The sequence below is a fragment of the Cupriavidus sp. 01L415 genome, assembly GCF_056400065.1.
Genome location: NZ_JBFTSP010000007.1, coordinates 184942 through 193278 on the forward strand (window position 1 = coordinate 184942; position 8337 = coordinate 193278).

7 protein-coding genes are annotated in these 8337 nt (G+C 64.4%); 4 read left to right on the forward strand and 3 right to left on the reverse strand.

What is annotated here, in order from left to right:
• Nucleotide 1: 1 nt before the first annotated feature.
• The 4 genes from AC1DOX_RS14835 (at nucleotide 2) to AC1DOX_RS14850 (ending at nucleotide 5318) form a co-directional block, all read left to right on the forward strand.
• Complete coding sequence (locus AC1DOX_RS14835) at nucleotides 2-1015, forward strand: tripartite tricarboxylate transporter substrate binding protein BugD (protein ID WP_441617221.1); 1014 nt, start codon at nucleotides 2-4, stop codon at nucleotides 1013-1015.
• Nucleotides 1016-1017: 2 nt separating this feature from the next.
• On the forward strand, nucleotides 1018-2406 hold the full coding sequence (locus AC1DOX_RS14840) for a class II fumarate hydratase (RefSeq protein ID WP_441617223.1): 1389 nt from the start codon (nucleotides 1018-1020) through the stop codon (nucleotides 2404-2406).
• A gap of 294 nt (nucleotides 2407-2700) precedes the next feature.
• Nucleotides 2701-4311 carry a GAF domain-containing sensor histidine kinase gene (locus AC1DOX_RS14845; RefSeq protein WP_477101421.1) on the forward strand — a complete coding sequence of 537 codons (1611 nt, stop codon included), beginning with the start codon at nucleotides 2701-2703 and terminating at the stop codon, nucleotides 4309-4311.
• Nucleotides 4312-4382: 71 nt separating this feature from the next.
• Nucleotides 4383-5318 carry a pseudouridine-5'-phosphate glycosidase gene (locus AC1DOX_RS14850; protein ID WP_441617227.1) on the forward strand — a complete coding sequence of 312 codons (936 nt, stop codon included), beginning with the start codon at nucleotides 4383-4385 and terminating at the stop codon, nucleotides 5316-5318.
• Nucleotides 5319-5327: 9 nt separating this feature from the next.
• Here AC1DOX_RS14850 and AC1DOX_RS14855 read toward each other — a convergent pair whose 3' ends face one another.
• The 3 genes from AC1DOX_RS14855 to AC1DOX_RS14865 form a co-directional block, all read right to left on the reverse strand.
• Complete coding sequence (locus AC1DOX_RS14855) at nucleotides 5328-6269, reverse strand: AEC family transporter (RefSeq protein ID WP_441617229.1); 942 nt, start codon at nucleotides 6267-6269, stop codon at nucleotides 5328-5330.
• A gap of 115 nt (nucleotides 6270-6384) precedes the next feature.
• Entirely contained in the window at nucleotides 6385-7488 is a 1104-nt protein-coding gene (locus tag AC1DOX_RS14860; RefSeq protein ID WP_441617264.1) for a mandelate racemase/muconate lactonizing enzyme family protein, read from the reverse strand.
• A gap of 394 nt (nucleotides 7489-7882) precedes the next feature.
• Nucleotides 7883-8116 carry a hypothetical protein gene (locus AC1DOX_RS14865; RefSeq protein WP_441617231.1) on the reverse strand — a complete coding sequence of 78 codons (234 nt, stop codon included), beginning with the start codon at nucleotides 8114-8116 and terminating at the stop codon, nucleotides 7883-7885.
• Nucleotides 8117-8337 lie beyond the last annotated feature (221 nt).

The window sequence follows — 8337 nt, forward strand, 5'->3', positions numbered from 1 at the left end:
CATGAAGAACATCAAGCCCATCGCCCGCCAGGTGCTCGCCACCACGGCTACCATCGTCGCTGCCATCGGGGCGTCAGTCATCACCGCCACGCCAGCGTTTGCCCAGGCCTACCCCAGCAAGCCCATTACCTGGATCGTGCCCTTTGCGGCCGGCGGTCCCACCGATGCGCTGGCGCGCAACATCGCGGAGCGCGTGTCGCGCGAGGTCGGGCAGTCGATCATCATCGACAACTCGCCCGGCGCCGGCGGCACGGTGGGCACCACCAAGGCGGCCCGCGCGGCGGCGGACGGCTACACGATGCTGGTCGGCCACATGGGCTACATGGGCGCGGCGCCCGCGCTGTACAAGAAGCTGTCGTATGACCCGGTCAAGGACTTCGCGCCGGTCTTCCGTTTCCCGGATACGCCGATGGTGCTGATGGTCCGCAAGGAGCATCCCGCGAAGACCGTGGGCGAGCTGGTGGACTTCGGGCGGAAGAACCCCGGCAAGCTCTTCATCAGCAACGCGGGCATGGGGTCCACGTCCCATCTGGTGGCGGCCTTGTTTGCGGCGTCGGCCGGAATGAAGGTGTCGCTGGTGCCCTACAAGGGCGCCGGGCCCGCGCTGATCGACGTGATCGGCGGGCAGGTGGACGGCATGTTCGACCAGACCAACACCGCGCTGCCGCAGATCACGGAGGCGAAGGTTCGCCCGCTGGCCGTGACGTCGGCTACGCGCGTGGCGCAGCTCAAGGACGTGCCGACGCTGGCCGAGACCGTGCTCCCGGGCTTCGAGGCCGCGACGTGGTACGGCATCTATGCGCCGAAGGGCACGCCGCAGCCGGTCATCGACAAGATGCAGCAGGCGTATCTGAAGGTGATGACGGACAAGGCGTTCACGGCGAAGCTGGCGGCGCAGGCCATCCAGATGCTGCCGCCGGAGCAGTACACGGCGGCGGCGCTCGGCAAGCACACCGAGGCCGAGGTGGCACGCTGGAAGGTCGTCGCCGCGAAAGCCAATATCACGCTGGACTGACGATGACCACGCACCGTATAGAGCATGACGCGTTCGGTCCGGTGGAGATTCCGGAGGACCGCTACTGGGGCGCGCAGACGCAGCGCGCGCTGGCCATCTTCGAGGTCGGCACGGAGCGTTTTCCTGAATGCCTGATCCACGCCTTCGGCCTGCACAAGATGGCCGCCGCCCACGCCAACCTGCGCTGCGGCGCGCTCGACGCGCGGCTGTGCGACGCCATCGTGGCGGCCGCGGCGGAGGTGCGCTGTGGCCGTTTCGACGACCACTTTCCGCTGACCATCTGGCAGACCGGCTCCGGCACGCAGACCAACATGAATGCCAACGAGGTCATCGCGAACCGGGCCAACGAGAGCTTCGGCCAGCCGCTGGGCACCCGGTCGCCCGTGCATCCGAATGACCACGTCAACGCCTCGCAGTCGTCCAACGACAGCTTTCCCACGGTCATGCACATGACCGCCGCCATCGAACTGGATGACCGGCTGGTCCCGGCCCTCGAACGCCTGCACGCCGCCCTGCGGGAGCGCGCGATTGCCTTCGCCGATGTGCTGAAGATCGCGCGCACGCATCTGATGGATGCCGTGCCCACGACCCTGGGCCAGAGCTTCGATGGTTATGCGGCGCAGGTCGGCAACGCGCTGGCACGCATCCATGACGCCATGCCGCGCCTGCTGGTGCTGCCGCAAGGCGGCACGGCGGCCGGCACCGGTCTCAACGCGCCGCCGGGCTTCGATGCCGCCTTCTGCGAGGAAGCCGCCCGGCTCAGCGGGCTGGCGTTCCGGCCCAACCCCTGCAAGGTCGAAGGCATGGCCGCGCACGACGCGCTGCTGGAGCTGTCCGGTGTGCTCGGCGTGATCGCGGCGTCGTTCACCAAGATCGCCAACGACCTGCGCTGGATGGGTTCCGGCCCCCACTGCGGGTTGGGGGAGCTGGTGCTGCCGGCGGATGGCCTGACGTCATCGATCATGCCCGGCAAGCGCAACCCGACCATCGCCGAGGTCATGGTGCAGGCGGCGATGCAGGTCGCAGGCAATCACGTGACGGTGACGATGGCGGCCGCCTCCGGCAACTTCGAGCTGAACGTGGCGAAGCCGGTGCTGATCTACAACGTGCTGCAGTCGATCCGCCTGCTGGCAGACAGCGCCGACATGGTCGCGCGCCGCCTGCTTCCCGGCCTGGAGCCGGCCCGCGAACGGCTGGCGCGCCAGCTTGAAAGCCCGCTGCTGGCCGTGACCGCGCTGAATCCGGTGCTGGGGTACGACGCGGCCGCCCGCATCACCCGCCACGCCACCGAGAATCGAATCACGCCGCGCGAAGCGGCCATCGCACTCGGGCTGCTGGACGGCGAGACATTCGACCGGCTGGTGGATCTCCGGCGCATGGCAGGCGGATGAGGGAATGGGCCGAGGCGCGGGCGCCGGCCGTTCCCGGACGGGAGGCCGGCGTCCGTCGCCAGGCGCCGAGAGCGTAACTTGCCGCACGCTACGCGGGAAGAATCGGCGGGGTCAGCGTTCGTCGCAAACGGCCAGAATAAGGTCTACATTTAAGGCGAGATAAGCACCCCTTATCGGAGACCCGCCGCCCGTTACCGGCCTGAAACTGTGGGACGCGCAGTGGCGTCTTCACCTGTCGCATGAACATGATTCGATGAGATCAATCGTTCTTCAGCGCCATAACGACTAGCGACCATGCCACTTTCCATCCAGGTCCCCCCTGAAACCGTCAGGAAGTGGCAAGAGATTGTGGATCTGCTCGCCGAGATCATGCGCGTTCCGTCCGCGTTGATCATGCAAGTCGAGCCCCCGAACATCAAAGTCTTCGTTTCCAGCGAGTCCAAGGGGAATCCTTACGAGCAGGCCGAAACCGCGCCGTTGAACACGGGGCTCTATTGCGAGACCGTGATGAAGACCCGTCAACCGCTGCTCGTCCCCGACGCGCTCCAGGACGAAGCGTGGAAATCGAATCCCGATATCAAGCTGGGGATGATCTCGTACCTGGGTTTGCCGATCAGTTGGCCCGATGGCCAGATATTCGGAACGATCTGCGTTCTCGACAGGGAAAGGAACGAGTACAGCGATCTGTTCCTCAGGCTCCTGCACCAGTGGCGCGACGTGTTGCAGGCCGATCTGGGATCGCTGGCAACACTGAATCAGCAACTCGAAGAGCGCGAGGCGAAGATCCAGCGGCTGGTGGATGCCAACATCATCGGCATCTTCACCTGGCAGCAGGAGAGCATTGTCGAGGCCAATGACGCGTTTCTCCGCATCGTGGGCTATGAGCGCGAGGATCTCGTCGCCGGGGGTCTCCGCTGGACCGACATGACTCCGCCGGAATGGCTCGACCTCGATTTCCAGCAATGGATGCCGGAGCTCAAGCGGACGGGCCGCCTGCAACCATTCGAGAAAGAGTTTTTCCGCAAGGATGGCAGCCGGGTGCCAGTGCTGATCGGCGTGGCGGACTTCGAGGAAGCGGCGAAGCAGGGTGTCGCTTTCGTGCTCGATTTGAGCGAGCGTAAGCGCGCGGAGGCCGAAGCGCGCGAAAGCGAGCGCCGCTATCGCGAGATCCAGGCTGCGCTGGCGCACGCAAACCGCATCGCCACCCTGGGGCAGCTCGCGGCCTCGGTCAGCCATGAAATCAAGCAACCGATCGGCGCGTGCGCCGTCAACGCCGAGGCGGGGCTACGCTGGCTGGGTGCAGCGTCGCCGAATCTGGAGGAGGCTCGCCAGGCGTTTGAACGTATCGCCAAAGACGCAAGGCGCGCCGGCGAGGTGATGAACCGCGTTCGCGCACTCGTCAGAGACACCCCGATGAACAGGGAGTGGGTGCAGATCAACGAGCCGATTCGCGAGGTTATTGCGCTGACGCGCAGCGATGCCATCAGGAACAATGTCTCCGTGCGGACGGCGTTTGCGGAGGATTTGCCGCTGGTTCAAGGTGACCGCGTGCAGCTCCAGCATGTGATGCTGAACCTGATTATCAACGCCATCGAAGCGATGAGCGCGGTGGACGACGGACCGCGAGAACTGACGATCAGTACGGGCAAGGCGCCGGGTGCCGTCCTGGTGACCGTGAGCGATACGGGACCGGGTGTCGATCCCGGGAACATCGATCGCCTGTTCGAGGAGTTCAATACGACAACGGCGGTTGGCATGAGCATGGGGCTGCCGATTTGCCAATCGATCGTGCAAGCGCACGGCGGAACGCTGCGGCTCACCGCAAACGCGCCGCGCGGCGCTGTATTCCAGTTCACCGTGCCGGCGAGTCAGGACGACGTGCTTCCGCCAGCCGTGGCTCAATGAGGGCGGGCAGCGCAGGGAACCGACGCCTTGTGCTGCACGCGCAAGCGAATCACACCGACGAAAGCATCGACATGACTGCCGACCTTGCCAATTCCTGGCTGACCTTCAGCGCGCCAGTGGCCGCCGCACGGGCCGCAGGCCGCCCGCTCGTGGCACTGGAATCGACCATCATCGCGCACGGCATGCCTTACCCGGAGAACGTTCGCACCGCACGCGAAGTGGAGGCCGTGATTCGCAGCCTGGGTGCCGAGCCGGCGACGATCGCGTTGATCGGCGGGCGAATCCGCATTGGCCTTTCGGACGAAGAACTGGAACTGCTCGGCCGCTCGGGTGAGGCACAGAAGGTCAGCCGCCGCGACCTGCCGGCCGTGCTGGCCAGCGGCGGGCTCGGCGCCACGACAGTCGCCGGCACCATGATATGCGCGGCGCTGGCGGGCATCGAGGTCTTCGTCACCGGCGGCATTGGCGGCGTGCATCGCGGTGCGCAGGAGAGCTTCGACATCTCCGCCGATCTGCAGGAACTGGCAAAGACCTCGGTGGCGGTGGTCTGTGCCGGTGCGAAATCCATCCTCGATATCGGGCTCACACTGGAATACCTGGAAACCCACGGCGTGCCGGTGCTCAGTTGCGAGCAAGACAATTTCGCTGCGTTCTATACGCGCGACAGCGGCTTTCGCGCCGATTTCAGGCTCGACGATGCGACGGAGCAGGCGCGCTTCATCCGCACCAAGTGGGACCTGGGGCTTGCGGGCGGCGTGGTGTTGAGCGCCCCGGTGCCGGAGGCGGCAGCGATGGCGTCCGATGACATCGACGCGCTGACGCAGCAGGCGCTTGACGAGGCCACGGCGCAAGGCATCACCGGCAAGGCCGTGACCCCGTTCCTGCTGGCCCGCATCAAGGCGCTGACGGGTGGACGCAGCCTGGCGACGAACATCGCGCTCGTCAAACATAACGCCGAGGTGGGGGCAAGGCTGGCCGTGGCGCTGGCGCAGGCAAGGCGCACGTAAAGCGCGGATTCAGACTGCAGCAAGGCCTCCATCGATCAGATAGAGCACGATCGAGAACGTCACGATCGACATGAGGGTGCTGCTGAGGATGGATGTGGCCGCTTCGCTCTGATAGGCCCCGGCTTCGTTGGCGAACATCGCCGGAATCGTCGCGGACGGCAGTGCGCAGAGCAGGATCATCTGCTGGGCGTAGATACCCTTGACAGAAAGAAGAATGGTCGCGCCGATCATCAGCGCCGGGTGCACGACGAGTTTCAGGCCCATGTTCACCCACACCTCGCTGGACAGGTTCAGTCGCACGGACGACATGATCAGGCCGAGACAGAACAGCGAAACACCGGGCGTTGCCTTGCCGAGCAGATTGAGCGATTCGGCCATGACAGGTGGGAGCTTGATCGCGAGGAGGGAGAGCAGGATGCCGATGGCGGGTGCCCACATGAGTGGCCGGCGGATGGCGCCCGAGATGCTGGCGACGAACGCCTGAGTCCCGCTGCCTTTGCCGCTGGCGATTGCCAGCATCATCGTGGTCAGCGGAATCATCACGAGGCTTGCCACCAGGTTGAGCACCAGTACGGAGTACAGGCTGGCGGGGCCGAACATGGCCTGCAGGATCGGGATACCCATGAATGCGGCATCCGGGAATCCGACCACGAAGCCCTTCAGCGTGGCAGCCTTCAGTTCGCGATAGCGAAACCACCCGATGGCAAACGCCACGACGTACATCCCCATGATGCCGATGAACGTTGCGACCACGAACCGGAAGTCGAGCAGTTGCGAACGCGGCGTGCCGGCCATGCCGACCAGCAGCAGGGCGGGGAAGATCCAGTTGAGCACCAGCCGGCTGATCAGCAGGCTATCCGAATGATTGAGCTTGCCGCGCTTTCCCGCGAGAAATCCGAGCACGATGATAAACGCGACCGGCAGCAGAGGCCCTGCGATACGTTCCAACATTTTTGATACTCCTTGGCATCCGCGTCCGCGCCGTCAGGTCTGTCCCTCCGTCCGGCCTGCGATGGCCTTTGATGCCCGGCACGTTATCCGCGCCGGGCTGACATGCATGGCACGTTCAGGCCACCCGGTAGTCGCGGATCACTTCCGCACTGGGCTCAAGGCCAAGACCCGCGCCCTGAGGCACGGCGAATGCACCGTTCTTCGGGATGATGGCGTCCCCATAGAGCTGCGCCTCGAGGTCGAAATAGCGCCATTCGACGAGCGCATCGGGACCGCCCAGCGCGGCGCTTGCGTGCACACTGGCGAGGAGCCCAGGACCGTCATAGAAGGTGTGAACCATCACCGTGACGTTGTTGGCGTTGGCCAACGCGTACACCTTTTTCAACTCGGTCAGGCCACCCATCTTCGCCGGGCTCGGCTGGATGAAGTCGACGGCCCCTGCTTCGAAGAGATGCTGGAAGTCCATCAACGTCGACGCGTTCTCGCCAGCGGCAATGGGGATGCCGCCCGCTTGCCTGACGCGCGCGAGCCCGGAATAGTTTTCCGGCGGCCATACTGGTTCTTCGAGCCAACGCAGATTGAAAGGCCGGAGTTTTTCCGCCATGTCGAGCGCTTCGCGGACACTCCAGGGGCAGTTGACGTCGAGCGTGATGTCGATGTCGTCACCTGCCGTCTCGCGCGCCGCGCGGACGCTTTCCACGTCGATCTCGTGCAGCTTGAGATGGCGAAAGCCGTCGCGCAGCGCGCGCGCCACGTTTTCCCGCACAAGTTCCGGATCGGAATACCGGGTCAGGCTGGCGTAGGCGCGAAGCGAAGTGGCATCGCTGCCGCCGAGCAATTGATAAACCGGTTTGCCTGCGGCCTTTCCCGCGATGTCCCACAGTGCGATGTCGATAGCGGAAAGGCTGTGGAGGAAGGCGCCGCTGCGCCCGAAAACATGAAATTTCCGCTGCATGTCGAGCATCAGCTTTTCAAGCTGCGAGGCATCCCGGCCGACGATTGCGGGAGCGAGAATCGTGTCGATGACGACCTTGGCAGGCGCAACCGCCGCAAAGCCGAAGGTCTCGCCCCAACCCACCACGCCCGTATCCGTCGTGACCTTGACGACCAGCGAGTCCGCTGTCTGCAAGCCGCTTTTACCCCACACGGCTTCATCAGACCGGCCACCTGCGGTGAACGGAATGCGCAGCGGTATCGCCTCGACACTTGCAATTTTCATGATGCCCCCTTCCGCGTGTTCGCGGATCGCTCGATTCGTTTCGGGCATCAGGGCGCCATCGGCGCCACCTGCGAGAATTGCTCGTTGCCCCTAGTCTTCAATCTAGATGGATTGCCGTCGAACTCGCATACCCACCAAGGCGAATGAGTCTTGCGTGACAGGAACAAGTCAGGTGAACAGGGCGCGCGTCGCGCGTCGGCAAGAAGGCAATCGGGAGAGCAGGACTGCACTTGCCATGAGGGGAGATGGGGGAAACGGGGGGATGGTGGTGTTGCCGGCACGCAGGTGACGTCAGTCGCACGCTACCAGTTGGGCGCCACGGCGGTTGGAATGGGCAGGTGGCTTTCGATTTGCCGATCGATCGGGCAAGCGCCGGAGCGCTACGGCTCGCTGCCTAGTCATCCTTGATCATCAGGTCCACGGCATCGCGACCCGCAAGTTCTCCCACGAGATGTGCCCACCGTCGCGAGAATGGGGAGCCCATGACCTTCATTCGCTTGCCAGAAGGCACCACCCCGCGCGAGCCATCCGCCCGTTCGACCTGAAGCCAGGTATCAAACATGTCCTTGGAGGTACTCACGAGATCAACATGAATCGCATAACCTCGGTACTCGGTAAGCCGATGCATCCTTGCGCTCCTCATCTTGCCAACAGATCAAACCATTCGCAGAGATCCTTACACCCATCTGAAATTCGGCAAGACGTCACTATGTTCGTCCACGCTGACGCCACCTAGATCATGGACCGTCCGCCTGAGCAAGTCCCGGGACTTCGCATCGCAATTGGCGATCATCAGGATCTGTCCTGCCACCACCGGAAGCTTGCGGGCGGTCAGCTTGAGGCGCCGGA

Excerpts from the sequence above, each read along its gene's own strand:
- AC1DOX_RS14835 (WP_441617221.1), top strand. The coding sequence starts at position 2 with ATGAAGAACATCAAGCCCATCGCCCGCCAGGTGCTCGCCACCACGGCT.
- AC1DOX_RS14840 (WP_441617223.1), top strand. The coding sequence starts at position 1,018 with ATGACCACGCACCGTATAGAGCATGACGCGTTCGGTCCGGTGGAGATT.
- AC1DOX_RS14845 (WP_477101421.1), top strand. The coding sequence starts at position 2,701 with ATGCCACTTTCCATCCAGGTCCCCCCTGAAACCGTCAGGAAGTGGCAA.
- AC1DOX_RS14850 (WP_441617227.1), top strand. The coding sequence starts at position 4,383 with ATGACTGCCGACCTTGCCAATTCCTGGCTGACCTTCAGCGCGCCAGTG.
- AC1DOX_RS14855 (WP_441617229.1), bottom strand. The coding sequence starts at position 6,269 with ATGTTGGAACGTATCGCAGGGCCTCTGCTGCCGGTCGCGTTTATCATC.
- AC1DOX_RS14860 (WP_441617264.1), bottom strand. The coding sequence starts at position 7,488 with ATGAAAATTGCAAGTGTCGAGGCGATACCGCTGCGCATTCCGTTCACC.
- AC1DOX_RS14865 (WP_441617231.1), bottom strand. The coding sequence starts at position 8,116 with ATGCATCGGCTTACCGAGTACCGAGGTTATGCGATTCATGTTGATCTC.